This window comes from Kytococcus sedentarius DSM 20547 (assembly GCF_000023925.1).
Lineage (GTDB): Bacteria > Actinomycetota > Actinomycetes > Actinomycetales > Dermatophilaceae > Kytococcus > Kytococcus sedentarius.
Genome location: NC_013169.1, coordinates 1,428,147 through 1,453,348 on the forward strand (window position 1 = coordinate 1,428,147; position 25,202 = coordinate 1,453,348).

Genomic DNA, 25,202 nt, shown 5'->3' on the forward strand with positions numbered 1-25,202 from the left:
GGCACCCGCTCCCGCGCTCACCCCCATGCCCCGGCGATCAACACCATCGTCACCGCGAACCCGGCCACGTAGTTCAGCCACAGGAAGCGCGTCCACCCGGCATGGGCCTCCTCGCACCTCGCGTCCGTGATCCCCAGGAACGGCGCCACGCTCGCCGCGTACAGCGCGGGCACCGCAGCCAGCCAGGCATACGGCAGGGGAGCGGCCACCATCAGCCCCGCGGCAGCCAGGTACAGCCCGAACGACACCCACACCGTCGGCCGGCCGCCCAACACCGTCCCGATCGACCCGATGCCGCCAGCCCGGTCGGCCTGCACGTCCTGCACGGCGCCGAAGGCGTGGCTCGCCATCGACCACGCGAAGAACGCCGCCAGCACGGCCCACCCGGCCGCGGGCACCTGCGCGCCGGTGAACAGCGCACCCACCACGGCGGGCCCGACGAAGTGCGTCGCGGAGGTCACCGAGTCGACGAAGGGCACCTCCTTGAACCGCAGCCCGGCCAGGCTGTAGGCCACCACCGCGAACATCGTCACCGCGAGCGCCACCCCGCTGGCCACCGTGCCCCACCACAGCAGCACCGCGACGAAGGGCACACAGCTCACCAGGCAGGCCCACAGGATCATCCGATGGTGGGCAGCATCCGTCAGTGCCCCCTCGACCCCTCCCTTGCGCGGGTTCTGCAGGTCGGACTCGTGGTCGAACACGTCGTTGATGCCGTACATGGCGAGGTTGTAGGGCACCAGGAAGAAGACCACCCCCACCCAGAAGGCCAGGTCGCGCCAGGAGCCGCCGGCCAGCAGGTACGCCGCACCGAAGGGGTAGGCCGTGTTCACCCAGGAGATCGGCCGCGAGGTGGCCAGCAGGGTCCGCAGGGCCGATGCGGTGCGCCCCGGCCCGCTCACGACGCCTCCCCACCGGCGCGCGCCGCGCCCCGCGAGCCACCCCGCGCCCCCGGCCGGCGCCACAGTACCCACAACGCAGGCAGCACCACGGCCGCGGCGACGGTGTACGCGAAGTCCTCCACCGGGGCGAGTCCCACGAACCACCCCACCAGCTGCGACTCGTCGTACCCGACGATCCCCGCCCCGATGATCAGCGAGTCGAACACCGCCGTGAACACGCACGAGACCGTCAGCGCGATGCCGGCCGCCGCCACGGTGCGCCGTCGCACCGCCGGGTCCAGGCGCCGCAGGCAGACCACCGCCACGACCGCACACCCGGCCAGCACCGCCAGGTTCACCCACAGGTAGGTCATGCCGTCACCTCCTGCGGTGCGCCGGGCCCGCGGGTCGCGTCCCGCCCACCCGCACGCCATGCCAGCACCCGCTCGATGCCGGCGAACAGCACCATCGTGAAGTGGCACAGGAACCACAGGAAGAACACTTCCTCCACCGGCAGCTCGGGGGCCAGCTGCCACCCGACCTGCCACGGCCCGGGACCGCGCATGAAGATGCCCAGCTGGATGCAGAGCAGGTCCCACGCCAGGAACATCCCCACACCGACGGCCTGCACGCCCAGCGCCCGCCGCCAGTCGGCGAACAGGTACAGCTGCCAGCGGCGGTCGATGAGCAGCATGCACACCGTCGAGAGGCAGATCGCCGCCAGGTACAGCCCCGGCATCAGGCCGCCCCGCCGGCAGCACCAGCAGGACCGCCCTGGCACCCGCGAGCGGCGGCACCGAACGCCACGGGGTCCATCGGCCCGTCGCTGTGGTCGCCGCGCAGCCGCTTGATGACGTTCTCCGCACTGATCAGGCACATGGGCAGCCCCACCCCCGGCGCCGTCGTGGCGCCGGCGTACAGCAGGTTCTCCACGCGACGGCTGGTGTTCTGCCCGCGCAGGAAGGCCGACTGCCACAGCGTGTGCCCCGGGCCCAGGGCGTTGCCCCGCCAGGCGTGGTAGTCCCGTGCGAAGTCCGCCGGCCCGATGGTGCGACGCACCACCACCCGCTCGGCGAGGTCCGGCACGCCGGCCCAGTCGGCCATCTGCGCGATGGCGTCGTCCACCGCCCGCTCGACCGCGGGGTCACCCGCCCCGTCGATGCCGCCGGCCCCCACCGAGGTGCCGTCCACCGCATCGGGGGAGACGGGGACCAGCACGAACAGGTTCTCGTGCCCTGCCGGCGCCACGGAGGGGTCCGTCGCCGAGGGCATGCACACGTAGGTGCTCGCCGGCCGCGGCACGACCGGCTGCGGGCCGAAGACCGCCTCGAAGTTCGCGTCCCAGTCGGCCGTGAAGAACAGGTTGTGGTGCACCAGCTCGGGCAGCTCGCCACGCACCCCGAGCAGCGCCAGCACGGCCCCGGGCCCCGACGTGCGCCGGTCCCAGTAGCGCTGCCCGTAGGTCTGCAGGTGCTCCGGGAGCAGCCGCGTCTCGGTGTGGTGCAGGTCGGCGGTGGAGACCACCACGTCCGCGGGCACCAGCTCGCCGTCGGCCAGGCGCACCCCGGTCGCCCGTGCGCGCCGCCCCCGTGCCGCGTCCAGCACCCGGCCCGATGAGGGGCGGTCGGTCACGATCTCGGTCACCTCGGCGCCCAGCCGGATCTCGACCCCGGCCTCGCGCACCACCTCCTCGATCGCCTCGACCAGCCGGGCGAAGCCCCCCATCGGGTAGCGCACGCCGTCCTCGAGGTCCATCGAGCTCATGAGGTGGTACATGCTCGGCGTGGTGCGCGGTGTCGCCGCGAGGAACACCGCCGGGTAGCCCAGCACCTGCCGCAGCCGCGTGTCGCGCACCGTCCGCGCCACGCGGTCGTGCAGCGACTCGGTCAGCAGCCGCACGAGCTCGGGCAGGCGGGGGAGCAGCGCCCGCAGGGTCCGCAGCGGGATGCGGCTGAAGGTCGTGTAGAGGAAGGACTCCCGCGCCATCACGTAGGTGGAGCCGGCACTGTCCAGGTACGCGCCCAGCGCCCGCCCGGCCCCCGGCTCCACGGACTCGAAGAGCTCGGTCGCCTCGTGGCGCCCCGACCGCACCTCGAGCGCCCCGGCCGCCGGGGAGAACACCCGGTAGGCCGGGTCGAGGTCCACCAGGTCGAGTCGCTCGCCCACCGAGCTGCCCATCATCGCGAACCAGTGCTCGAACACCTCGGGCATGAGGTACCAGCTCGGCCCGGTGTCGAACCGGAAGTCCCCGGCCTCGGTCGAGCTGGCCCAGGACCCGGCCCGACCGCCCGTGGTGTGTCCGCGCTCGAGCACGGTGACGGCGTACCCCTCCCGGGCCAGCAGCCCGGCGGTGGACAGCCCGGCCACCCCGCCGCCGATGACGATCGCGCGCCTCATCGTGTCTCCTCCCGTCCGATGCGGGGGAGCCCCCCGCATCGCTCACGCACCACGGCCCGGCCGACGATCGCCGCCTTGCGCGCGTCGGGGACCCGCACCCGTCGGGTGCGCAGCGCGTGGGCTGGGGTCCGCGCCAACCGGTCGGTGAGCGCCGCGTACAGGTCGTGGCAGACCCGCACCGCGGTACGGCTGGAGTCGGGCAGGCGGGGGATCACCGCATCGGCCACGGCCAGGTCGGCGCGGATGCCGGCCACCAGCGCGTCCCGGTGGACGGTGCTCAGGCTGGCGGGGTCGAGGCCCGGGAAGTACGCCCGCCCCCGACCGTCGGTGTCCTCGGCCAGGTCGCGCAGGAAGTTCACCTTCTGGAAGGCCGCACCCAGTCGACGGGCGCCCTCCACCAGGTCGGGCGAGGGGGCCACGGGCGTCGGGGCGTCGTCCGTGGCGAAGGCGCGCAGGCACATCAGACCCACCATCTCCGCGGAGCCGTAGACGTACTCCTCGAAGGTCCGCTCGTCGTGCTCGGCCACCTGCAGGTCCGCCCGCATCGAGGCGTAGAAGGGGCGGGTGAGCTCCGGGGTGATCCCGCAGGCCCGGGCGGCGTCGGCGAAGGCGTGGACCACCGGGTCGGTGCTGTACCCGGTGGCGAGCGCCTCCTCGGTGCGGGCCTCGTGGTCGTCCAGCAGGGCGCCGATGGCGTCGGGCCCCAGGCCGGCTCCGGCGGCCGCGCCGTCGACGATCTCGTCGGCCACCCGCACCAGCGCGTAGAGCGAGCGCACCCGGTGGCGCACCGGTTCCCCGAGCAGCCGCGTGGCCAGCCCGAACGAGGTGGAGTAGTGAGCGATCACCTGCCGGGAGGCGCGTCGCGAGGCCATGGTGTGGTCCACCAGTGCGCGTCGCGCCACGTCGGCCGCCCCAGGGTCCCACCCCGCCGGCTCCTCCCACCCGTCCTGCTGGTGCGGAACCGCGGCACGATGCATGGCCCCATCCTCACACACGGGGGCCACGCGCTCGCCTCTCGCGACCCTGCGCCGGCCCCTGCCCGACTCCGCGCCACGCCGACACCGTGTGGCCACGCCGGGGCAGGTGAGCCTCACCCCGGGCCGGGGCTGCTGCGCATCGACGAGAACCTGGGCCAGCGCGCCGTCGGCACCACCGAGCCGGCCGTCTGAGCCACAGCGCCCCACCCACCGTGGGCCGCGATCGCCTCGCCCCCCGTACCGTGGGCGCGTGACCTCCGATGCCGTGACGCCCGCAACGACGACGACCGACCCCGGGGCAGTCCCCACTCCGGCCGACGAGGTGGTGGACCTCTGCCGGGAGCTGATCCGCATCGACAGCACGAACTACGGGGACGGCACCGGGCCGGGGGAGCGCGAGGCGGCCGACTACGTGGTCGACCGGCTCACCGAGGTGGATCTGGAGCCGCAGGTGTTCGAGTCGGACCCGGGCCGCACCAGCGTGGTCGTGCGCCTGCCCGGCAAGAACCCCGAGCGGCCGGGCCTGGTGCTGCACGGGCACCTGGACGTGGTCCCCGCCGAGGCCGCCGACTGGTCGGTGGACCCCTTCGCCGCCGAGCTCAAGGACGGCATGGTCTGGGGCCGCGGTGCCGTGGACATGAAGGACATGGACGCCATGATCCTGGCGGTCGTGCGGTACCTCGCCCGCACGGGCACCCAGCCGGACCGTGACCTGGTGGTCGCGTTCTTCGCCGACGAGGAGGCCGGCGGCGTCAAGGGCGCCGGGCACCTGGTGGAGCACCACCCGGAGCTGTTCGCCGGGTGCACTGAGGCCGTCTCCGAGGTGGGGGGTTTCTCCATCACGGTCCCCGGCCAGGCGCTCGCCGCGGGCGCCGAGCCGCAGCGCACCTACCTCGTGCAGACCGCGGAGAAGGGCATCGCCTGGCTCACCCTCACCGCCCGCGGGCGCGCCGGCCACGGGTCGGTGCCCACCCAGGACAACGCCGTGGTGCACATGTCCCGCGCACTGACCGCCATCCACGAGCACGAGTGGCCGGCCGAGACCATCGAGTCCGTCCGGGTGCTGCTGGAGGGCGTGGGGGAGCAGGCCGGCATCGACTGGTCCGTCGACGACGCCCCCTCGCTGACCGAGGTGGTGGGCGCCACCGGGGGAGCCCACGCCTTCGTCAAGGGCACGCTGCGCAACACGATCAACCCGACGATGGTCTCCGGCGGGTACAAGCACAACGTGGTGCCGCAGACGGTCACCGCAGGACTCGACTGCCGGTACCTGCCGGGCCAGTGGGAGCAGGTGCTCGCCACCATCCAAGAGCTGGCCGGGGAGCACGTGGAGGTGGGCATCCACCACCTGGGCCCCTCCCTGGAGGCCGACTTCGACACCCCCCTGGTGGACACGATGCGGGCCGCACTGGAGGCCGAGGACCCCGGGTGCCGTGTGCTGCCCTACTGCCTGTCGGGCGGCACCGACAACAAGCACTTGGGTGACCTGGGGATCACCGGCTACGGCTTCGTGCCCCTGCAGCTGCCGGCCGACCTGGACTTCGCGCCGCTCTTCCACGGCATCGACGAGCGGGTCCCGGTCAGCGCGTTGGAGTTCGGCGCGCGGGTACTCCACCGCTTCGTGATGGAGGCCTGAGGCCCTCCGCTACCCCGGCACGCCCCGGGCGGGGTGCCCGGGGCGGTCACCTCACGCGGTTCGCCGCTGGCGAATCACCTTGCGGCGCAGCGACACCCTGCGGCGCCCGGACTGGTAGTGCCGCACCGTGTGCAGGTTCCAGCCCTCGTACTCGGCGAGCTCGGTGAGGACCTGGCACAGGTCGGCTCGGGTCATCTCGCGGTGGGCCTCCACCGTGCGGTACTCCCACACGGCAGCTGCCCGCGCCTTGCGGTGGGGAGGCACGAAGGGTCGGCTGTCCAGCATCGGCACATTGTGCACAACGAAACCACCTACCGCCCGGCGGCGCGGCGGGCTACCGTGGGGCCATGGCCACTGACCCGCGGAGCGCCCTGACCACCCTCGTGACCGCCCTGGAGCGGCATCTCGAGGCCTGCGCCTCACGCACCGGCGAGGAGGACCCGCGCGTGATCGCGGCGTACAACGACCTCGCGGACGCGTTCGAGGACTACGACGACGCCCTGATGGACACCCACGGGGAGGTCACGCCGTTCGAGGTCTACTCGGACGACGATGAGGACGAGGACGACTTCGACGACTCGGACGACGAGGACACCGACGACGAGGACGACGTGGTCTCCCGCTACGACGACGACTACGACGGGGACCAGGACTCGTACTCCTACGACGACGACTCCGAGGTCGAGCTCGACGACGAGCCCCGCGCCTGAGCGCAGCCGGCCCTCAGAGCCACCCGGAGCGCCGGAACCGCCAGTACAGCAGCACCACGGCGGCAGCGGTCAGCAGCAGCACCACCGGGTAGCCCCACGCGGTGTGCAGCTCGGGCATGTGGTCGAAGTTCATGCCGTAGATCGCGCCGACGATGGTGGGGATCACCGCCAAGGCCGCCCACGCAGAGATCTGCCGCGCGTCCTCACCCTGCTTGACCGACACCATCGCCAGGTGGGCCTGGAGGATGTCGGTGAGCGACTGGTCGTAGTCCATGATGTTGTCGTCGGCCCGCAGCAGGTGGTCCTGGACGTCGCTGAAGTACGGGTTCAGCGGGGACGGCACGAGCTCGTCGGCCGCGATGAGCTGCCGCACCGGCTTCACCAGCGGGTGCACCGCACCCCGCGCCTCCAGGATCTCCCGCTTGAGGGCGTAGATGTCGGAGACGTCCACCTGGCCCCCGTCGGCGAAGGTCGCCTGCTCCACCCGTATCAGGTCGTCGTTCAGCTCCAGGTCGACGGCCGTGTAGATGTCCACGATGTGGTCGGCCACCACGAAGACGGCCGCCGCGGGGCCGTGCCGCATCAGGTCCGGTGAGTGCTCCAGTCGCGAGCGCACACCGTCCAGCCGGGTCACGTCGCCGTGGCGCACCGTCAGCACCCAGTCCGGGCCCCAAGCCAGCAGCACCTCCCCGGTCTCGACGTCGCTGTTCTCCTCGAAGTAGGCCAGGGTGCGGAACACCAGCATCGCGGTGTCGTCGACCACGTCCAGCTTGGGGCGCTGCCGGCCGGTGACGATGTCCTCCACCATCAGCGGGTGCATGGCGAACAGCTCGGTGAACTCGCGCACCTCGTCCCCGGTGGGTTCGAACAGCCCCACCCAGACGAAGGCGCGCTCGCTCTCCGGCCCACCGGCCTCGTTGCGGCGCCGCGCGTCGGCGAGCCCCGCGGCCGCGTCGGGGCACTCGTGCCGTCGCCCACCGGCGTACACCGCCTTGTCCACGATCATGGGGGCAGTCTGACACCGGGAACCGGGGCCGCCGGGCCGCCGGGCCGCCGGGCCGGCGGGCGACACAACGTGGGGGACGGCTCACCTAGGCTGTGCCCGTGGATTCCTGGACCTCACCTGACGTGCCCGCCCTGCCCTTCACCGCCGAGGGCCCCCGGGTCCACGACACCGCGCGCGGCGCGATCACCCCGCTAACCCCGCGCCCGGGGCAGGAGGCGGGGCTCTACGTCTGCGGGATCACCCCCTACGACGCCACGCACCTGGGCCACGCCGCCACCTACCTCACCTTCGACCTGGTGAACCGGGCCCTGCGGGCCGCGGGCCACCCGGTGCGCTTCGTGCAGAACGTCACCGACGTGGACGAGCCCCTGCTCGAGCGCGCCGAGCGCGACGGGGTGCACTGGGAGGAGCTCGCCTCCCGCGAGATCCAGCTCTTCCGCGACGACATGGCGGCGCTGCGCATCATCGCGCCTGACGCCTACGTCGGTGCGGTGGAGGGCATCCCCTCCGACGTCGCCGCCATCCGGGCCATGCTCGAGTCCGGCCGCGCCTACCGGGTGCCCGCCGAGGACGCCGCGGCCGATGCGGGGGAGTCACCGGCCGATGTGTACCTCGACCTGGCGCAGGTGCCCACCTTCGGTGAGGTCTCGCACTGGACCCCCACGCAGATGATGGAGGTCTTCGCCGACCGTGGCGGTGACCCCGACCGCGCCGGCAAGCGCGACCGGCTCGACCCCCTGCTGTGGCGCGCCCACCGGGAGGGCGAGCCACACTGGGAGGGCGGCAGCCTGGGGGCGGGGCGCCCCGGCTGGCACATCGAGTGCACCACCATCGCGCGCGACCACCTGGGCACCCCCTTCCTCGTGCAGGGCGGTGGGGACGACCTGGTCTTCCCGCACCACGAGATGAGCGCCGCCCAGACGCGTGCCCTCACCGACGATGCCTTCGCCGAGCACTACGTCCACCAGGCGATGGTGGGCCTCGACGGCGAGAAGATGAGCAAGTCCAAGGGCAACCTGGTGCTCGTCTCGCGGCTGCGGGCCGCGGGGGAGGACCCGGCCGCCATCCGGCTGGCCCTGCTCTCGCAGCACTACCGCACGGCCTGGGAGTGGACCGACGCCCACCTCGAGGCCGCCCGCCAGCGGCTGGACCGCTGGCGCCACGCGGCGCAGACCGCCACCGCCTCGCCGTCCACCGCCGATGCGGAGGACGCCCCGGCCGGTGACGCCGTGGCCCGGCAGCTCGCCGAGCGGATCGCCGACGACCTGGACGCCCCCGGCGCCCTGGCCGTGGTGGACCGCTGGGCCGATGCGGTGCTCGGCGAGCAGACCGGCGCGGCCGCCGCGGCGGCGCGGGCCGAGGCCCGTGGCGTGCGCACGGCCGTGGACGCCCTGCTCGGCATCGACCTGGGCTGAGCAGGCCGGCTCGCGCGGCGGCGCCCGGCCCGGCTCAGACGGGCGGCGTGGTGCCGCCGTCGCCCTCGCGGCGCTTCAGGTACTGCTCGAACTCCTTGGCCAGGGCGTCGCCGGAGGCCTGCGGCGAGCTCATCTCGTCGACGGCCTCCTCCAGCGCCTCGACGTACTCGGCCACGTGCTCGTCCTCGCTGGTCAGCTCCTCCACGCCCCGCGTCCACGCCCGGGCCAGCTCCTCCAGGTCGGCGGTGTCGATGACGGTGTCGAGCACCTCCTCCAGGGCCGACAGCAGCCCCCAGGTGGCGCGCGGCGAGGGCACCCCGCCGGCGTAGTGCGGGATCGAGACCCACACGCTCACCGCATCGATCCCGGCGTCCTCGGCCTCCTGGTTGAGGACGCCGACGATGCCGGTGGGCCCCTCGTAGTCCCCGCCGGAGACGTCGAGCCGCCGCTGCAGGGCCATCGAGTTCGTCGTGGTGGTCACCGGCAGCGGGCGGGTGTGGGGCACGTCCGCGAGCATGGCCCCGAGCGTCACGAACTCCGTGGCGCCGGCCTCCAACACCCAGCCGACGAGCTCGTCGGTGAAGGCGCGCCACCGCATCGAGGGCTCCAGGCCCTGCACGAGCACCACGTCGCGGTCGAGGCCCGGCGGGCGGGCGACGTGGAAGGTGGTCGTGGGCCAGTCCACCTGGCGGCGGCCACCACGGCGCACCATCCGGGGGCGGTGCACCTGGAAGTCGTAGTAGTCCTCAGGGTCGAAGGCGGCCACCAGCTCGGCGTCCCAGACCTCGATGAGGTGGGCCACCGCCGCCGTCGCGGCCTCCCCGGCGTCGTTCCACCCCTCGAAACCGGCCACGACCACCGGGTTGCGCAGCTCCATCGGATCGCTGTTCACCATCCCCTCAGCCTAGGTGGCCGATGCAGGGCTGCCACACTGTGGCGGTGTCATCGCAGCCCCACACTCCCAGCCAGCCCGCCGCCGTCCTGTTCGACATGGACGGCACCCTCATCGACACCGAGCCGATGTGGATGGCCGCCGAGACGGCCCTCGTCGAGGAGCACGGCGGCACCTGGACCCACGACGACGCGCTGGCGATGGTCGGCAACCCGCTGGAGGTCTCGGCCCGCATCATCCTGGACCGGACGCCGGTGACCCTCACCGAGGGCGAGATCATCGAGCGCCTGCTCCGGGAGGTCAGCGACCAGGTCGCCGCCGGGGTGCCGTGGCGGCCCGGGGCGCGCGAGCTGTTGGGCGAGTGCGTCGAGCGGGGCATCCCCACCGCCCTGGTCACCATGTCCTGGACCCTGCTGGCCGACACCTTCACCGCCACCCTGCCCGCGGGGACCTTCACCACCGTGGTCACCGGTGACGCGGTCTCGGCCGGCAAGCCCGACCCGGAGCCCTACCTGACCGCCGCCGAGCGGCTCGGCGTCGACCCCACGGAGTGCCTGGCCCTGGAGGACTCGCCCTCCGGCGTGGGCTCGGCCTCGGCGGCGGGAACCAACCTGGTGGCCATCCCGCTCATGGTGGACCTGCCCGAGACGCCCAACACGATCACCGTCGACACCCTGGACGGGGAGACGGTCGATTCACTGTGGGGCCGCTTCAGCCGCTGAGCCCCCACCGACCCGTCGTTCAGTCGACGTGGGCCGGACCCGGCCGGCGCCAGTGCTCGTGCAGCAGGCGGATCTGTCCGGGAACGACGCGGTCCACGGACAGCTCCGGCAGGTCGTCCACGGCGAACCACCCCAGGCCGCTGGTCTCGTCGCTGGTGTATCCGGTGTCCACCGCGCCGGTCGGGGTGCACACGAAGAACAGCTTGTAGCTGTGGCGGTCGTGGGCCGGCTGGTGGGGCCACAGCTCGCGGTCGACCACCGCCGCCAGGTGGCCGGCCTCCACCGTCACACCCGCCTCCTCCAGCACCTCCCGCTCGATGGCCCGGCGCGGTGACTCCAGCACGTCGCACCAGCCACCGGGCAGGGTCCACCGTCCGTCGTCGGCGACCTCGCGGACCAGGAGCACCCGCCCGGCCTCGTCGAAGAGTCCGCCCCGCACGTCCAGCTTCGGAGTGGTGTAGCCGGCCACCGAGGCAATGGCCGGGTCGTAGGGGCGCAGGCCCTCCACACCCGCGAGCTGCAGCAGCTCGTCGGCCAGTTCCCCGATGCGGTGGAAGCGGCCGATGTCGAAGTGGTCGCGGCAGTACGCCAGACCGGACTCGGACAGCGCCGCGAGCTCCATGGAGATCCGACGCAGGGCGACCGCGTCGACCTCGTCCGCGTCAGTCGGCCGTGTCGGCATCGCCGGTCACCGCCTCATCGGTCGCCCGGTCCCTGGCGTTCCCGGGCAGCGGCGGGGGCGTGCCACCCCACGCCGGGCAGATGGACTGGAAGCTGCACCAGTCGCACAGCCGGCTGCGGTTCGGCCGCCAGTCGCCGAGCTCCGCCGCGCGCTCGATGGCGTCGTAGAGCGCCACGACCTTGCGCTCGGTGGCCAGCAGTTCCTCCTGCGTGGGCACGTGGCGCAGGACGGTGCCGTCCTTCAGGTAGACCAGCTGCAGCAGCGCAGGCACCCGACCCCGCAGCCGCCAGATGGCCAGGGCGTAGAACTTCATCTGGAACAGCGCCTTGGCCTGGAAGAGCTCCGAGGGGGCGCGGCCGGTCTTGTAGTCCACCACCCGCAACGCGCCGTCGGCCGGCGCCACGTCGAGCCGGTCGACGTACCCTCGCAGCACCAGCTCGCCCCGCTCGCCACCACGGTCCACCGGCACCTCCACGTACAGCTCCCGTTCGGCCGGCTCCAGCACGCTGGGGTCCTCCAGGGTGAACCACCTGCGCACCAGTGCCTCGGCGTCCGCCATCCACGCCGCCAGCTCCTCGGGGGTGGGCTGGACGGCAGCGCCCGTGCTGGCCCGATCCGCGTCACCGTCCACGGCGTCCAACGCCGTTGCCCCCGAACCGTCCGCGCGCAGCACCTCCAGCACCTCCGGGCGCTCGGCCACCAGGTCGGCCCAGGTCTGCTCCATCAGGCCCACGGCATCGTCCGGGCGACGCCGGTGGGCGGGTAGGTCGAACACGTTCTCCAGCACCGAGTGCACGAACGTGCCCCGGACCGCGGCCGCGCTCGGCGGCTCGGGCAGCCGGTCGACCACCCGGAAGCGGTAGAGCAGCGGGCACTGCATGAAGTCGCCGGCACGGCTGGGGGACAGGGCTGCGGTGACCATGCCTGCAGAGTAGGCGCCAGCACCGACAACCCACCTCCCCGTAGGCTGGTCCCCCTGGCGACAACCCCCACCCCGCGCCAGGGTCCCCGACCTAGGAGCCCCCATGCCGCAGTCCTCCGGATGGCGCATCGGCAGTGTCCGCGGCGTCCCGGTCTACCTCGGACGCACCTGGCCGCTGCTGGTCATCCTGGTGGTGGTGCTCAACGGCACCCAGCTCACCGCCAGCCTCGGGGCGCCCACGGCCTACGGGCTCGGATTGGCCTACGCGGTCATGCTGGTGTTCAGCGTCTTCGTCCACGAGCTCGGGCACGTGCTGGTGGCCCAGTGGCGGGGCTACACCGTCACCCAGGTGCAGCTCGACCTCATCGGGGGGCACACCGCCCACCAGTCCGACAACACCAGCCCCGGCAGCAACGCGCTGGTGGCCGTCGCCGGGCCGCTGGCCAACCTCGTCCTCGCCGCCATCGCCCTCGGCCTGTGGTTCGTCGTCCCCGACGGCCTGGGCCACATGGTGGTGGCCAGCGCGGTCTGGGTGAACGCCCTGGTGGGCGTGTTCAACCTGCTGCCGGGCATGCCCCTGGACGGCGGCCACGTGGTGGACTCGCTGGTGTGGAAGGCCACCGACAGCCGTCCTGCCGGGCTCATCGCCGCGGGCTGGAGCGGTCGGCTGATCGCCGCCCTCGTGATCGCCTTCATCGCCTGGCAGATGGCCACCGGGGGGTCCCTGGTCTTCCTGCTCTGGGGCGGGCTCATCGCCTGGATCCTGTGGGCCGGGGCCAGCCGCTCCATCCAGGCCGGCACCGCCCGCCGCGAGCTGGGCCGTCACACCACGGCCTCGGTGATGCGGCCGGCCGTCGGCATCCCGCAGGACGCGCCCGTGGCCACTCTGCTGCAGGTCCGCGGCTTCCCGGTGCCGGTCACCGTGGTCACCACCGATGCCGAGCACCGCGCGGTCGGCCTGGTGGACCCCTCGGCGCTGGCGCAGGTGCCCGCCGAGGTGCGTGACTCCACGCCGCTGTCGGCCGTCGCGCGCACCGTCCCGGGGGACTGGACCGTGGACGCCGCCCCGCAGGAGGACATCACCCGTCTCATCGAGGCCGTCCTCGGCCGGGAGCTCACCCTGGCGGCGATCCGCCAGCCGGGGGTGCAGCAGCCTGACGGCCGCCAGGGGCCGCCCCAGATCGTCGGGCTGGCCGACCACGCCTCGCTCGATGCGGGGATGCGCGCCAACACCGGTCCGTAGACTCACCCGCCATGAGCTCGCAGACCCCGCCGTCCCCAGCCGCCGCCACCGAGGGGGAGGGTGCCGGTCCCGCCGTGCCGTGGTCCGGGGAGGACGGCCGCCGGGGTCCCTTCCGGGTGGGGGAGCGGGTGCAGCTGACCGACCCCAAGGGGCGCATGCACACCATCGTGCTCGAGCCCGGCAAGCGCTTCCACAACACGCGCGGCCACATCCAGCACGACGACCTCATCGGGGCCCCGGACGGGTCGGTGGTCATCCACTCCACCGGCGCCGAGTGGCTCGCCCTGCGCCCGCTGCTGAGCGACCACGTCATGTCGATGCCGCGTGGCGCCGCCGTGGTCTACCCGAAGGACTCCGCGCAGATCGTGGGCCTGGCCGACATCTTCCCCGGCGCCGTGGTCGTGGAGGCCGGCGTCGGCTCCGGCGCACTGAGCATGTCGCTGCTGCGGGCCGTCGGGGAGGGCGGGCGCCTGCACAGCTTCGAGCTGCGGGAGGAGTTCGCCGAGATCGCCCGCTCCAACGCGCGGGCCTTCCTCGGCGGCGACCACCCGGCGTGGAAGATCCACCTGGGCGACCTCGCCGAGCAGCTGCCCGCGACCCTGCCGGCGGGCAGCGTCGACCGCGTGGTGCTGGACATGCTGGCGCCCTGGGACTGCCTCGAGGCGGTCGCGGGGGCTCTGGTGCCCGGTGGGGTGCTCATCTGCTACGTCGCCACGGCCACCCAGCTCTCGCGCGTGGCCGAGGCCGCGCGCGACCACGGCGGGTTCACCGAGCCGAAGGCGTGGGAGTCGATGGTGCGCGGCTGGCACCTGGAGGGACTCGCCGTGCGCCCCGAGCACCGCATGCACGGGCACACGGGCTTCCTCATCTCGATGCGGAGGCTCGCCCCCGAGGTCGCCGCGCCCGAGCTGGCGCGCCGCCCCGCGAAGGCCGGGTCCGATGCGGACGTCTCGGCCGGCGGGTGGACCGAGCGCTTCGCGGCCGAGGACTGGACTTCGGAGAACTTGGGGGAGCGGTGGATCTCCCCGAAGAAGCTCCGCCGGGTGCGCCGCGACCAGGAGCGGCAGGAGCGTCTGGGCAGCACCCGCCTCGAGCGCGACTGAGGCCCCCTCGAGCGGGCTGACGACCCCCCCGGGCCCCGCGGCATCGGTGCGTCCCGCGGCCCTCAGCGGCGCTGCAGCCAGCCCGCCACCAGCCGCCAGCCCAGGAGCAACAGGGTGAGGCTGAGCGTGGCCACCACCACGAAGGGGGTGGCGGTGCCCTGGTCGGTGAGCTGGCGCAGCGCCATTCCCACCAGGATCGTGGCCACGAGCACCACGGCTCCCTCGGCCAGGGTGGACGGCACGCGGCGGCGCACCGCCGCGGTCGCCACCCACCCGAGTGCCGCCCCGGCCCAGAAGGGCCACGCGGTCTGGGGGATGCCCGTCAGCGCGTCGCCGGTGGAGTGGCTCTGGCGTCCGATCCCGGCGAACAGGGCGATCGACCCCGCATCGAGCAGGGCCGCGGCCCAGGCGGGAAGACGTCGACGCGAGGTCGTGGGGCGGGGGGATTCAGCCATGCGCACACGGTAGCCGCCTGCGGAACCTGACCGATTCCTGAACCGATTCCCAGCCGATGCCCAGACTCCCGCGTCTACGATGCGTGCCGACCAGACGTCCACCCGTGAGGAAGTTCTCCTGTGAAGCGCACCCCCATCCGCCTGATCGCCCTCGTGTCCACCGCCGCGCTGACGTTGAGCGCCTGCGGCGGTGAGGAGTCCGAGGAGAACTCCTCGGAGTCCACCTCGTCGAGCAGCTCGTCCGAGGCCGGCGGCGACGAGTCGTCCGAGGGCGGCGAGCAGTCCTCGCAGGAGCCCTCCGACGGTGCCTCGCAGGGCACCGGCGCCGACGGGGCCTCCGGCAGCTCGGCCGACCCCTCGTCCTCCGGCGACGCCAGCGGCGAGGCGCAGGACGCCGACGGCAAGAAGCCGGACCCCGAGGCGGCCGGCACGCTCGACGACCTGGAGATCTCCGGCGGCGACAAGCCCTCCATCACCTTCGGCGACGGCCCGTTCACCGTCTCCGAGACCCAGGACAAGATCGTGGAGGAGGGCGACGGCGAGGAGCTCACCGCCGACCACACCGCGATGGTGGAGTACGCCCTGTACAACGGCACCTCCGGCAAGGAGCTGCAGAACGCCTTCGGCCAGAACGCCGTGCCGATCGGCCTGAACGACGAGCAGACCATCGCCGCCCTCCGCTCGGCCATGGAGGGCAAGAAGGTCGGCAGCACGATCGCCGTGGCCATCCCGGCGAAGGACGCCTTCGGTGAGCAGGGCGCGCCGCAGCTGGGGCTGGAGGCCGGCGACACCGTGGTGTACCTGATGAAGGTGACCGAGGCCAGCAAGCCGCTGAAGGAGGCCACCGGCACCGAGAAGGAGGCCCCCGAGGACTTCCCGAAGGCCGAGGTCTTCACCGACAAGCCGGCACAGATCACCATGCCCGACTCCGAGGCGCCGAAGGAGCTCAAGGAGGCCACCCTCATCGAGGGCGAGGGTGACGAGGTGAAGAAGGGCGACCAGCTCACCATCCACTACACGGGTGTGACGTGGAAGAAGGGCGCCGAGGGCGAGAAGTTCGACTCCTCGCACGACCGCGGCGCCCCCACCTCCTTCCCGATCGGCGTGGGCCGCCTGATCCCCGGCTGGGACGAGACCCTGGTGGGCAAGAAGGTCGGCTCCCGCGTGGAGCTGATCGTTCCCCCGGCCAAGGGCTACGGCGAGGAGGGCATGCCGAACGCGGGCATCGAGGGCGACGACACGCTCGTCTTCGTGGTGGACATCCTGGACGCCCAGTCCGCTGACGGCGGCCAGCAGGACGGCTCCGGCGAGGCCCCGTCCGAGTGACCTGCCGCTCCACCCTCCGGGCTGCCTGACCCGGCCACCATCAGGCACACTGGGCCCTCACAGATTCGTGAGGGCCCTTCGTGTGCCCGGAGAGGGACGAGACATGACCGACGCACAGCGCAGCAAGCCCGAGGTCGACTTCCCGGAGGGCGAGGCGCCCACCGACCTGGTGGTCGAGGACCTCATCGAGGGCGACGGCTCCCAGGCCGGGGCCGGCGACGTCATCTCCGCCCACTACGTGGGGGTGTCCTTCTCCACCGGTGAGCAGTTCGACGCCAGCTGGGACCGCGGCGCGCCGCTGCAGTTCCAGCTCGGCATCGGCCAGGTCATCGCCGGCTGGGACCAGGGCATGCAGGGCATGCGCGTCGGCGGGCGCCGCAAGCTCACCATCCCGGCCCACCTCGCCTACGGCGACCAGGGCGCCGGCGGCGTGATCGGCCCGGGGGAGACGTTGATCTTCGTGGTCGACCTCGTGGACGTCTCCGACCGCTGAGAGCACCGCCGACCGATCGTCGGGGGGCACCCGCCCCCGACGACGGCGGCCCGCGCGGCACCCGCTGCGCACACCCACCGGCGAGAGGGCAGGACGAGAGGCACATGGCAGCGGCAGGACGCGGGCATGACCCGAACCTCAAGACGGAGCGTTTGCTGAACCTGCTCCTGGCGCTCCTGCACACCCGGCGCCCGCTCACCAAGGCGGAGATCCGGCGGGCGATGCCGGAGTACCAGGAGGGTTCGGCCGAGGCCTTCGACCGCACCTTCGAGCGCGACAAGAACGACCTGCGCGCCTTGGGCGTGCCCATCACCACCGGGCCGGTGGACCCCGGCTTCGACGACGAGGAGGGCTACCGCGTCGACCCCGACGAGTACGCCCTGCCCGAGCTCGTGTTCACCGCCGAGGAGCTCACGATGCTGGGGGTCGCCGCGCGCGTGTGGGGCCAGGCCTCGCTCTCGACGGCCGCCCAGCGCGCGCTGCACAAGATCACGGCCCTGGAGCCCGATGAGGACCGGGCCGGGGACGCGCTGCCCGCGGCGCTCGGCGTGCAACCGGTGATCCGCACCCCCGAGGCCGCGTTCACCGGCCTGCGCGACGCGATCGACGCCCGCCGGGCCGTCGAGTTCGATTACCGCCGCAGCGGCGCCCCGATCACCCGCCGCCGCGTGCACCCCTGGGCACTGCTGCTGCGCCGCGGCCGGTGGTACGTCACCGGGTACGACCTCGACCGGGACGCCCCGCGGGTGTTCCGGCTCTCCCGGGTGGTGGGCCGGGTGCGCCCCACCGGCCCCGCCGACGTGGTGCAGGTGCCCGCCGACCACGACCCCTCGGCCATGATCGCCGCCGCCACCGAGGGGACGACCGACACCGTGGAGGCCCGCGTCACCGTCGCCCCCGGCCGCGGGTGGGCGCTGCGCCGGTGGGCCGACGAGGTGACGCCCGGCGCGTCCGGGGACCTGCTCGTGCTGCGGGCGGCCGACCGCTCCCGCATCGTCGGCCAGCTGGCGGAGCTGGGCCCCGACCTGCTCGCGGTGGAGCCCGCGGACCTGCGCACCCAGGTGGTCGACCGGTTGCACCCCGTGGTCGGGGGGCCGAGTCAGCCCGTCCACTCCCTGATCACCTTCGCCCCCACCCAGCAGGAGGACTGATGGCCGCCGAGTCCGCCACCGCCCGTCTGGAACGACTGCTCTCGATGGTGCCGTGGCTGCTGCAGCGCCAGGGCGTCGAGATCGAGGAGGCGGCCCGCACCTTCGGGGTGACGCCGGCCTCGCTGGAGCGCGACCTGCAGCTGATCTTCATGTGCGGCCTGCCGGGGCGGATGCCGGACGACCTCATCGAGGCCGAGTGGGCCGGCGGGCACGTCTACCTGCGCAACGCCGACACCATCGCCCGCCCGCTGCGGCTCGGCCCGGACGAGGCCACCGCGCTGGTGGCCGGTCTGCGCTCGGTCGCCGGCGCCCCCGGCCTGCCCGCCGAGGACCGCGAGAACGCCCACCGGCTGGCCGAGCGGATCGTGGGGGCGGCCGGCCCGCTGCGCTCCCTGGTGGAGGGCACCGTGGTGCAAGAGGCCGCCTCCCCGCAGGACGACCCGCTGGCCGCCGACCTGCGCCGGGCCGTGCAGGAGCAGCGCCGGGTGCGGCTGGTGCACGTCGCCCACGGTCGCGACGAGGCGAGCACCCGGGAGGTTTCCCCGATGCGGGTGGTCGCCGTGGACGGGCAGACCTACCTCGAGGCGTGGTGCCACACCGCCCAGGGGGTGCGCCTGTTCCGGCTGGACCGCATCGCCTCCGCGCAGGTGCTGGACGCCGACGGCACCCCGCCGCTGGAGGCCGAGCCGAAGGACCTGGACGCCGGCACCTATGCGGGCGGGCCGGACGACGTGGAGGTGGTGCTGGACCTCAGCCCGGAGGCCGACTGGGTGGCCGAGTACTACGGCGCGGTGGACCTGGAGGAGCTGTCCGTCCCGCCGGCCGGGGCCACGGACCTGCGCGAGCCAGCTGCGGGCCGCCGCCGCGTGGTGGTCCGGGCGGCGGACCCCTCGTGGGTGAAGCGCCTGGTGTGGAGCACCGGTGGAGCGGTGATGGTGGCCGCGCCGGGGACCCTGGTGGCAGAGGTGCGCCAGGGGGCCCACACCGCAGTCGCACGGTTGTCCCGGCGCTCCGCGGCTACCGTAGAGTGATCGGGCCCGCCCGGGCCAAACCTCAGTCAAGGAGTCATCATGGGTGCACGCCTCTTCGACAACCCCTGGATCCTGCTCATCCTGATCCTCGTGATCGTCCTCGTCTTCGCCTCGGCGAAGCTCCCGGACATGGCGCGCAGCCTGGGCCGCTCGGCCCGGGTGCTGAAGTCCGAGGTCGGCGAGATGAAGAAGGACGGCAAGGACGACACCCTCGACGGTGAGGCCACCGGGCGGCGCGACGACACCCGCCGGGTGGCCGCGGACGACCGCACCCGCGAGGACGACCTGCGCGACGAGTCCTGGAACCCGCGCGACCACGCCGAGCGCTACGACGCCGAGCGCCCCGACTCCCGCCTGGCGGACCCGACCCGCTCGTCGGACCACAACAAGCCCAGCGACGGCACCCGCCTCAACTGACGGACGTGACGCCCCGCACCCCCTTCCGCCGGAAGGCCTCCAACCCCGAGGGCCGCATGGCCCTGTTGGACCACTTCAAGGAACTCCGCAACCGCCTGCTCCTCGCGGCGGCTGCGGTGTTCGTCGGGCTCTGCGTGGGCTGGTACTACTACGAGGAGATCGCTGATTTCCTCATGCAGCCCGTCGTGGACGTGGCGGAGGAGCGGGGCACTGAACTCTCCATCAACTTCGGCGCCGGTGGCGTGACGCAGCCGTTCACCATCAAGGCCAAGATCGCCGCGGTGGTGGGCGTGATCCTCGCCAGCCCCATCTGGCTCTGGCAGTTCTGGGCGTTCATCCTGCCTGGGCTCTACCGGCGCGAGAAACTCATCGCGTTCGGCTACTTCCTGGTGGCCGTGCCGATGTTCCTGGCCGGCTGCCTGCTGGCCATCTGGGCCCTGCCAACGGCCGTGAAGACTCTTCTGGCAGCCTTCATCCCCGAGGGGGGCGGGAACTTCACCGCCGCCGAGCCCTACTTCGCCTTCGTGGGCAACTTCATCCTCTGGTTCGGGGTGGCTTTCCTGCTGCCGGTGGTGATGGTCGCCATCAACCACGCGGGCCTGCTGTCCGGGCGGGTGATGCTCAAGGGGTGGCGCTGGGCCACCGTGGGCGTGCTGGTGTTCGCCGCCATGGCCGCCCCGGACCCCATGTCCATGGTGACGCTCACCATCCCGATGATGCTCATGTACTTCGTCGCCTGCGGCATCGCCATGGTGCGCGACAAGGCGCGCCGGCGGAAGCGGCCCGAGTGGATGGACGCCGACGCGGACACTGCCTCGGCGCTCTGAGCCACTTAGGGTGGGGACATGTCCAGTCCCTCCGACCGCTTCGCGGCCGCCAAGCGCCGTGCCCGCCACCCGCACCTGCAGGACTTCCTGATGGGGCAGCCGTTCCAGCTGGACGACTTCCAGGTCACGGCCTGCGAGGCGGTGGAGGACGGCAAGGGCGCCCTGGTGGCTGCCCCGACCGGTGCCGGCAAGACGGTGGTGGGGGAGTTCGCCGTCCACCTGGCCCTGGCCACCGGGCGCAAGTGCTTCTACACCACCCCCATCAAGGCCCTGAGCAACCAGAAGTACCACGACCTGGCACAGGAGTACGGCGAGGCCAACGTGGGCCTGTTGACCGGCGACAGCTCCGTCAACGGCAACGCGCCCGTGGTGGTGATGACCACCGAGGTGCTGCGCAACATGCTCTACTCCGACTCCTCCACGCTCGCGGGCCTGGGCTTCGTGGTCATGGACGAGGTGCACTACCTCGCCGACCGCATGCGCGGCGTGGTGTGGGAGGAGGTGATCCTGCACCTGCCGGACGACGTGCAGGTGATCAGCCTCTCGGCCACCGTGAGCAACGCCGAGGAGTTCGGCGCCTGGCTCAAGCAGGTGCGTGGGGACACCGAGGTGGTCGTCTCCGAGGTGCGCCCGGTGCCGCTGTGGCAGCACATGATGGTGGGCAACGACCTGTACGACCTGTTCCCGGAGGGCGGTGTGGGCGCCCGGCGCGGCTCTGCCTCCGCGGTGAACCCCGAACTCATGGCCCGGCTGCGCACCGCCCAGGCCGAGCGCACCGCCTGGCACCGGGAGGACTCCGGGGGACCGGCCGGCCGGCGCGGACGGGGGCGGCGCGGCAGCGGCCGGGCTCGCGACGACCACCGCGATCACGGAGGTCCCTCCCGCGGGGGCCCGCCCACGCGTGGCACCGGCACGCCCTCGCGGACGCAGGTGGTGCAGGCCCTGCACGCCGACGGGCTGCTGCCGGCCATCGTGTTCATCTTCTCCCGCATCGGCTGCGACTCCGCGGTGCGCCAGCTGCTGGCCTCCGGCACACGCCTCATCAGCGACGAGGAGGGCGAGGCGATCCACGACGAGGTGGAGGCCCGCGTGCTGCAGGTGGCGCCCGAGGACCTCGGCGTCCTGGGCTACCACGACTTCGTCGAGGGGCTCACGAACGGGTACGCCGCCCACCACGCCGGCATGCTGCCGCTGTTCCGCGAGATCGTGGAGGAGCTTTTCGCCGCCGGGCGCATCCAGTGCGTGTTCGCCACCGAGACCCTGGCGCTGGGGGTCAACATGCCCGCACGGACGACCGTCATCGAGAAGCTGGTCAAGTTCAACGGCGAGAACCACGCCGACCTCACGCCGGCCGAGTACACGCAGCTCACGGGACGGGCCGGTCGCCGCGGGATCGACGTGGAGGGCCACGCCGTGGTGCTCTCCGGGCCGCGCGTCGACCCCACCCACGTGGCCGGCCTGGCCTCCACGCGCACCTTCCCGCTGAAGTCGTCCTTCCGCCCGTCGCCGAACATGGCGGTGAACCTGGTGGAGCGGATGGGGCGACAGTCCGCCCGGGAGCTGCTCGAGGAGTCCTTCGCCCAGTTCCAGGCCGACCGCGCGATGGCGGGCCACTCCCGCGCCGTGGACCGCAACACCGAGGCGATCGAGGGCTACCGGGAGGCCATGGAGTGCCACTTGGGTGACTTCTCCGAGTACGCCGACCTGCGCCAGCAGCTCGCCCAGGCGGAGAAGGACGCCGCCAAGCGCCGCGGCGCCGCCCAGCGCGCCCAGGTGGAGCTCGTGCTCGGCGAGCTCGTGCCGGGCGACGTGGTCCGCATCGGCACCGGGCGTCGCGCCGGCCGCGCGGTGGTGATCACCGGCACCCACGGGGTCAGCCGCAAGCACGAGGACGTCGCCCTGGTGACCGATGCGGGGCGCCTGCGCACCGTCGTGGCCACCGACCTCGACGAGCCGCCGGTGGTGCAGGGCCGGGTACAGGTGCCCTCCCGTTTCAACCCCCGCAAGCCCAAGGACCGCAAGGACCTCGCCGCCACGATGCGGGCGAAGGTGCCCGACGCCGACCCGCCCCCCGGGCGGGGGCGGGGCACCGCACACGACGATGCCGGCACCGCGGCCCCGGCCGAGGACCGGGCACACAGGGGGCTCGACCGCATCGACGAGCTGCGGGCCGCCCTGAAGCGCCACCCCTGCCACGCCTGCCCGGACCGGGAGGAACACGCCCGCTGGGCGGCCCGCCTGCACACCCTGGAGCGTGAGACCGCCGGCCTGCAGCGCAAGGTCGCCCGCCGGACGCACACCGTCTCGCGCGCGTTCGACCGCACCTGCAGCCTGCTGGCCGAGTGGGGCTACCTCACCGAGGACGGGCAGGAGGTCACCGAGGCCGGGCGCATCCTGCAACGCACGTACACCGAGAAGGACCTGCTCGTGGCCGAGTGCTTGCAGCGCGGCACCTGGCAGGGGCTGGATGCCGCCGAGCTGGCCGCCATCGTCTCGGTGATCATCCACGAGCCCCGGCGCGGGGAGGTGACGATCAACCCGACCATGCCCACCGAGCGGGTGGACCGCGCCTACGAGGGCGTGATCGACCTGTGGTCCCGCATCGAGGACTCGGAGATCGAGCACCAGCTGCCGCCCACCGCGCAACCGGACGCGGGGATGGCGTGGATGATGCACAAGTGGGCCTCCGGCGCCCGGCTGGAGATGGTGCTGCGCGACTCCGAGCTCTCCGCCGGGGACTTCGTGCGCCGCGCCAAGCAGGTGGTGGACCTGCTGGGTCAGGTCGAACTCGCGGCGCCGCACGCGTCGGTGCAGGGCACGGCCCGCAAGGCGATGAACCAGGTGCTGCGCGGCGTGGTCGCTGCCGACCGCCTCGACTGAGGGTCAGTCCAGCGCGGGCAGTCCCAGCGCGTCCAGCAGCCGTCCCACGGGGCTGCCGAGGTCGTAGCGGTCGACCAGGTCGCGCACGGCCGCGGCGTCGAGCAGCGCGGTGGGCAGGGCCATGGCGGCCTCGTCGAGCTCCACCGGGGCGTCCCGGGCCACGTCCACCACCTGCGGGGCGGCCGCGAGGTACTCCCGCCCCTCCTCCAGCCGCGTCCGGCGGGCGCCCTTGAGGCGGTCGTCGCCGCGGTCCAGGGCCTCGAGCACCCCGGCGAGCGAGCCGAAGGTGTCCAGCAGCTGCACGGCGGTCTTCTCCCCGATGCCCTGCACGCCCGGCAGACCGTCCGAGGGGTCGCCGCGCAGCACGGCCATCTCCGCGTAGGCGCGCCCCGAGGCCAGCCCGTACTTCTGCACCAGCCAGGACTCGTCCACCAGGTCGGCATCCCGCACCCCGCCGCGCGCGGTGTAGAGCACGCTCACCCCCGCGGCGTCGTCCACGAGCTGGAAGAGGTCGCGGTCACCCGTGACCACCTCCACCGGGCGTCGTCCGGCGGTGCGCTCGACGAGGGTGCCGATCACGTCATCGGCCTCGTAACCGGCCGCGCCCACCCGGGCGATGCCGAGGGCGGCCAGCAACTCCACGATCACGGGCACCTGCGGCACCAGGTCCGCCGGGGTGTCCTCGGTGGTCCCCGTGGTGTCGCCGGCGGCCAGGCGGTGCTGCTTGTAGCTGGGGATGGCCTCCACCCGGAAGGCGGGGCGCCAGTCGTCGTCCCAGCACATCACCAGGGCCGCGGGGCGGCGGTGGGCGATGAGGGAGGCCGTCATGTCCACCAGGCCGCGGATCGCGTTGTTCGGTGGTGCGTCGGCCGAACGCCGCCGGTCGGGCACCCCGTGGAAGGCCCGGTAGTAGAGGCTCGCGGCATCGATCAGCATCAGCGGTCCGTCGGTCACCCGACCAGACTAGGACAGCCGGCACCAGGGTGGCCCGGCGCGCACCCCCTAGGCTGTCCGCCGTGAGCAGCCAGCCCCTCGACGCGACCGACCGCCTGATCATCCAGCACCTGACCCGGGACGGGCGGATGAGCTTCACGGACCTCGCGCAGAAGGTGCACCTGTCCACCTCGGCGGCCCACCAGCGGGTGAAGCGCCTCGAGGAGAACGGCATCATCCAGCGGTACGCGGCCGTGGTCGACCCCGAGGCCGCCGGTCTGCCCATCACCGCGCTGCTCTCGCTGACCCCCTTCGACCCCGGCGCCCCGGACGACGTGCCCGACCGGCTGCGCCACCTCACCGAGATCGAGGCCTGCTGGAGCGTGGCCGGCTCGTCCAGCTACGTGCTGCTGGTCCGTGTGAGCCGCCCGGCCGTGCTCGAGGAGCTCATCGCCACCATCCGGTCCACGGCCCGCTGCTCGACCACCACCACGATGGTGCTCACCACGCCCTGGGAGAGCCGCCCCGCCTTCGGGGGCAGCACGCCGGCCTGAGCCGGGCGCGCTCACCCCTGACGGATGTCCGCCAGTCGCCCGCCGGTCGCCTCGAGCAGGGACGATGGGGTGATCTCCACGTCGAAGCCCCGGCGCCCGCCGGAGACGAAGACCGTGTCGTGGTCCTCGATGCGGCGGTCCACCAGCATCGGCAGGCGGGTCTTCTGCCCGAAGGGGGAGATGCCACCCACCACGTACCCGGTGGCGCGCTCGGCCGCGGCGACGTCCGCCATCGAGACCCGCTTCACGCCCAGCTCGCGGGCGATGGCCTTGGTGTCCAGCCGGTCGGCCACCGCCACCACCCCGACGGCCAGCTGGGTGGCCCCCTTGCCGCCACCGTCGACCACCAGGGTCTTGAAGATCCGCTCGGGCTCGATGCCCAAGGCCTCGGCGGCCTCCTCGCCGTAGCCGTCCACGTCGTCCTCGTGGCCGAAGGCGTGACCGGTCCAGGGAACGCCGGCGGCGTCGAGGGCGAGGGTGGCCGGGGTCGTGGGGATCCTCATGCCGCGAGTCTCCCAAACCGGCGGCGCGGATCGCGCAGACTGTCCC

Annotated in this window: 27 protein-coding genes; 14 read left to right on the forward strand and 13 right to left on the reverse strand. The window is 73.1% G+C overall.

Annotated features, from left to right (window positions below):
• Positions 1-17: 17 nt before the first annotated feature.
• Genes KSED_RS06740 through KSED_RS06760 form a run of 5 tightly spaced genes read right to left on the reverse strand, consistent with a single transcriptional unit; the run spans position 18 to position 4,255 of the window.
• Entirely contained in the window at positions 18-902 is an 885-nt protein-coding gene (locus KSED_RS06740; protein ID WP_015779352.1) for a prenyltransferase, read from the reverse strand.
• Complete coding sequence (locus tag KSED_RS06745) at positions 899-1,255, reverse strand: lycopene cyclase domain-containing protein (RefSeq protein ID WP_015779353.1); 357 nt, start codon at positions 1,253-1,255, stop codon at positions 899-901. The genes KSED_RS06740 and KSED_RS06745 overlap by 4 nt, the downstream gene beginning before the upstream one ends.
• Positions 1,252-1,620 carry a lycopene cyclase domain-containing protein gene (locus KSED_RS06750; protein WP_015779354.1) on the reverse strand — a complete coding sequence of 123 codons (369 nt, stop codon included), beginning with the start codon at positions 1,618-1,620 and terminating at the stop codon, positions 1,252-1,254. Before KSED_RS06750 ends, KSED_RS06745 begins: the two co-directional genes overlap by 4 nt.
• A complete protein-coding gene (gene crtI, locus KSED_RS06755; protein WP_015779355.1) occupies positions 1,620-3,278 on the reverse strand; it encodes a phytoene desaturase family protein in 1,659 nt (552 codons plus the stop codon). The genes KSED_RS06750 and crtI overlap by 1 nt, the downstream gene beginning before the upstream one ends.
• A complete protein-coding gene (locus KSED_RS06760; protein ID WP_015779356.1) occupies positions 3,275-4,255 on the reverse strand; it encodes a phytoene/squalene synthase family protein in 981 nt (326 codons plus the stop codon). Before KSED_RS06760 ends, crtI begins: the two co-directional genes overlap by 4 nt.
• A 265-nt stretch (positions 4,256-4,520) precedes the next feature.
• Here KSED_RS06760 and KSED_RS06765 point away from each other — a divergent pair, with 265 nt between their 5' ends.
• Positions 4,521-5,891: a M20/M25/M40 family metallo-hydrolase gene (locus tag KSED_RS06765; protein WP_049758641.1), complete on the forward strand. Its 1,371-nt coding sequence runs from the start codon at positions 4,521-4,523 to the stop codon at positions 5,889-5,891.
• Between the two features lie 51 nt (positions 5,892-5,942).
• Here KSED_RS06765 and KSED_RS06770 read toward each other — a convergent pair whose 3' ends face one another.
• Positions 5,943-6,176: a DUF5703 family protein gene (locus KSED_RS06770; RefSeq protein WP_049758413.1), complete on the reverse strand. Its 234-nt coding sequence runs from the start codon at positions 6,174-6,176 to the stop codon at positions 5,943-5,945.
• 62 nt (positions 6,177-6,238) lie between these two features.
• Between KSED_RS06770 and KSED_RS06775 the strand changes: the two genes are divergently transcribed.
• Positions 6,239-6,601, forward strand: coding sequence for a hypothetical protein (locus tag KSED_RS06775; protein WP_015779359.1), 363 nt, complete (start codon positions 6,239-6,241; stop codon positions 6,599-6,601).
• Between the two features lie 13 nt (positions 6,602-6,614).
• Here the strand turns inward: KSED_RS06775 and KSED_RS06780 are convergent, their stop codons facing one another.
• Positions 6,615-7,607, reverse strand: a complete 993-nt coding sequence (locus tag KSED_RS06780; protein WP_015779360.1) for a magnesium and cobalt transport protein CorA — start codon at positions 7,605-7,607, stop codon at positions 6,615-6,617.
• Positions 7,608-7,705: 98 nt separating this feature from the next.
• Between KSED_RS06780 and mshC the strand changes: the two genes are divergently transcribed.
• Positions 7,706-9,022 carry a cysteine--1-D-myo-inosityl 2-amino-2-deoxy-alpha-D-glucopyranoside ligase gene (gene mshC / locus KSED_RS06785; RefSeq protein ID WP_015779361.1) on the forward strand — a complete coding sequence of 439 codons (1,317 nt, stop codon included), beginning with the start codon at positions 7,706-7,708 and terminating at the stop codon, positions 9,020-9,022.
• Between the two features lie 34 nt (positions 9,023-9,056).
• Here mshC and KSED_RS06790 read toward each other — a convergent pair whose 3' ends face one another.
• A complete protein-coding gene (locus KSED_RS06790) occupies positions 9,057-9,917 on the reverse strand; it encodes a PAC2 family protein (protein ID WP_015779362.1) in 861 nt (286 codons plus the stop codon).
• Between the two features lie 44 nt (positions 9,918-9,961).
• On the opposite strand from KSED_RS06790, the gene KSED_RS06795 reads away from it, so the two are divergent.
• Complete coding sequence (locus KSED_RS06795; protein WP_237699507.1) at positions 9,962-10,636, forward strand: HAD family hydrolase; 675 nt, start codon at positions 9,962-9,964, stop codon at positions 10,634-10,636.
• Between the two features lie 19 nt (positions 10,637-10,655).
• On the opposite strand, the gene KSED_RS06800 is transcribed toward KSED_RS06795, so the two are convergent.
• Both KSED_RS06800 and KSED_RS06805 read right to left on the reverse strand, forming a co-directional pair.
• Positions 10,656-11,318: an NUDIX hydrolase N-terminal domain-containing protein gene (locus tag KSED_RS06800; protein ID WP_015779364.1), complete on the reverse strand. Its 663-nt coding sequence runs from the start codon at positions 11,316-11,318 to the stop codon at positions 10,656-10,658.
• On the reverse strand, positions 11,299-12,240 hold the full coding sequence (locus KSED_RS06805) for a RecB family exonuclease (RefSeq protein WP_015779365.1): 942 nt from the start codon (positions 12,238-12,240) through the stop codon (positions 11,299-11,301). Before KSED_RS06805 ends, KSED_RS06800 begins: the two co-directional genes overlap by 20 nt.
• Positions 12,241-12,343: 103 nt before the next feature.
• On the opposite strand from KSED_RS06805, the gene KSED_RS06810 reads away from it, so the two are divergent.
• Entirely contained in the window at positions 12,344-13,483 is a 1,140-nt protein-coding gene (locus KSED_RS06810) for a site-2 protease family protein (protein ID WP_015779366.1), read from the forward strand.
• A gap of 11 nt (positions 13,484-13,494) precedes the next feature.
• Positions 13,495-14,586 (forward strand): tRNA (adenine-N1)-methyltransferase, encoded by a 1,092-nt coding sequence (locus KSED_RS06815; RefSeq protein ID WP_015779367.1) that lies wholly within the window; start codon positions 13,495-13,497, stop codon positions 14,584-14,586.
• Positions 14,587-14,648: 62 nt separating this feature from the next.
• Here the strand turns inward: KSED_RS06815 and KSED_RS06820 are convergent, their stop codons facing one another.
• Complete coding sequence (locus KSED_RS06820) at positions 14,649-15,041, reverse strand: DUF3054 domain-containing protein (protein ID WP_041290886.1); 393 nt, start codon at positions 15,039-15,041, stop codon at positions 14,649-14,651.
• 120 nt (positions 15,042-15,161) lie between these two features.
• Between KSED_RS06820 and KSED_RS06825 the strand changes: the two genes are divergently transcribed.
• From KSED_RS06825 to KSED_RS06855, 7 genes are all read left to right on the forward strand, one after another.
• On the forward strand, positions 15,162-16,367 hold the full coding sequence (locus tag KSED_RS06825) for an FKBP-type peptidyl-prolyl cis-trans isomerase (RefSeq protein WP_015779369.1): 1,206 nt from the start codon (positions 15,162-15,164) through the stop codon (positions 16,365-16,367).
• Between the two features lie 103 nt (positions 16,368-16,470).
• The gene (locus KSED_RS06830; protein ID WP_015779370.1) at positions 16,471-16,860 is read left to right on the forward strand and encodes an FKBP-type peptidyl-prolyl cis-trans isomerase; all 390 of its coding nucleotides are present in this window, start codon (positions 16,471-16,473) and stop codon (positions 16,858-16,860) included.
• Between the two features lie 104 nt (positions 16,861-16,964).
• Positions 16,965-18,011, forward strand: coding sequence for a helix-turn-helix transcriptional regulator (locus KSED_RS06835; RefSeq protein ID WP_015779371.1), 1,047 nt, complete (start codon positions 16,965-16,967; stop codon positions 18,009-18,011).
• Positions 18,011-19,042: a helix-turn-helix transcriptional regulator gene (locus KSED_RS06840; protein WP_015779372.1), complete on the forward strand. Its 1,032-nt coding sequence runs from the start codon at positions 18,011-18,013 to the stop codon at positions 19,040-19,042. Before KSED_RS06835 ends, KSED_RS06840 begins: the two co-directional genes overlap by 1 nt.
• 39 nt (positions 19,043-19,081) lie before the next feature.
• Positions 19,082-19,459 carry a Sec-independent protein translocase subunit TatA gene (gene tatA / locus KSED_RS14100; RefSeq protein ID WP_015779373.1) on the forward strand — a complete coding sequence of 126 codons (378 nt, stop codon included), beginning with the start codon at positions 19,082-19,084 and terminating at the stop codon, positions 19,457-19,459.
• A 5-nt stretch (positions 19,460-19,464) separates the two neighbouring features.
• Positions 19,465-20,286, forward strand: a complete 822-nt coding sequence (tatC, locus tag KSED_RS06850; protein ID WP_015779374.1) for a twin-arginine translocase subunit TatC — start codon at positions 19,465-19,467, stop codon at positions 20,284-20,286.
• Between the two features lie 18 nt (positions 20,287-20,304).
• The gene (locus KSED_RS06855; protein ID WP_015779375.1) at positions 20,305-23,166 is read left to right on the forward strand and encodes a DEAD/DEAH box helicase; all 2,862 of its coding nucleotides are present in this window, start codon (positions 20,305-20,307) and stop codon (positions 23,164-23,166) included.
• 3 nt (positions 23,167-23,169) lie between these two features.
• On the opposite strand, the gene KSED_RS06860 is transcribed toward KSED_RS06855, so the two are convergent.
• On the reverse strand, positions 23,170-24,102 hold the full coding sequence (locus KSED_RS06860; RefSeq protein ID WP_041291382.1) for a 5'-3' exonuclease: 933 nt from the start codon (positions 24,100-24,102) through the stop codon (positions 23,170-23,172).
• A gap of 80 nt (positions 24,103-24,182) precedes the next feature.
• On the opposite strand from KSED_RS06860, the gene KSED_RS06865 reads away from it, so the two are divergent.
• The gene (locus KSED_RS06865) at positions 24,183-24,653 is read left to right on the forward strand and encodes an Lrp/AsnC family transcriptional regulator (protein ID WP_015779377.1); all 471 of its coding nucleotides are present in this window, start codon (positions 24,183-24,185) and stop codon (positions 24,651-24,653) included.
• A gap of 11 nt (positions 24,654-24,664) precedes the next feature.
• Here the strand turns inward: KSED_RS06865 and KSED_RS06870 are convergent, their stop codons facing one another.
• Positions 24,665-25,156: an aminoacyl-tRNA deacylase gene (locus KSED_RS06870; protein ID WP_015779378.1), complete on the reverse strand. Its 492-nt coding sequence runs from the start codon at positions 25,154-25,156 to the stop codon at positions 24,665-24,667.
• Positions 25,157-25,202: the final 46 nt, after the last annotated feature.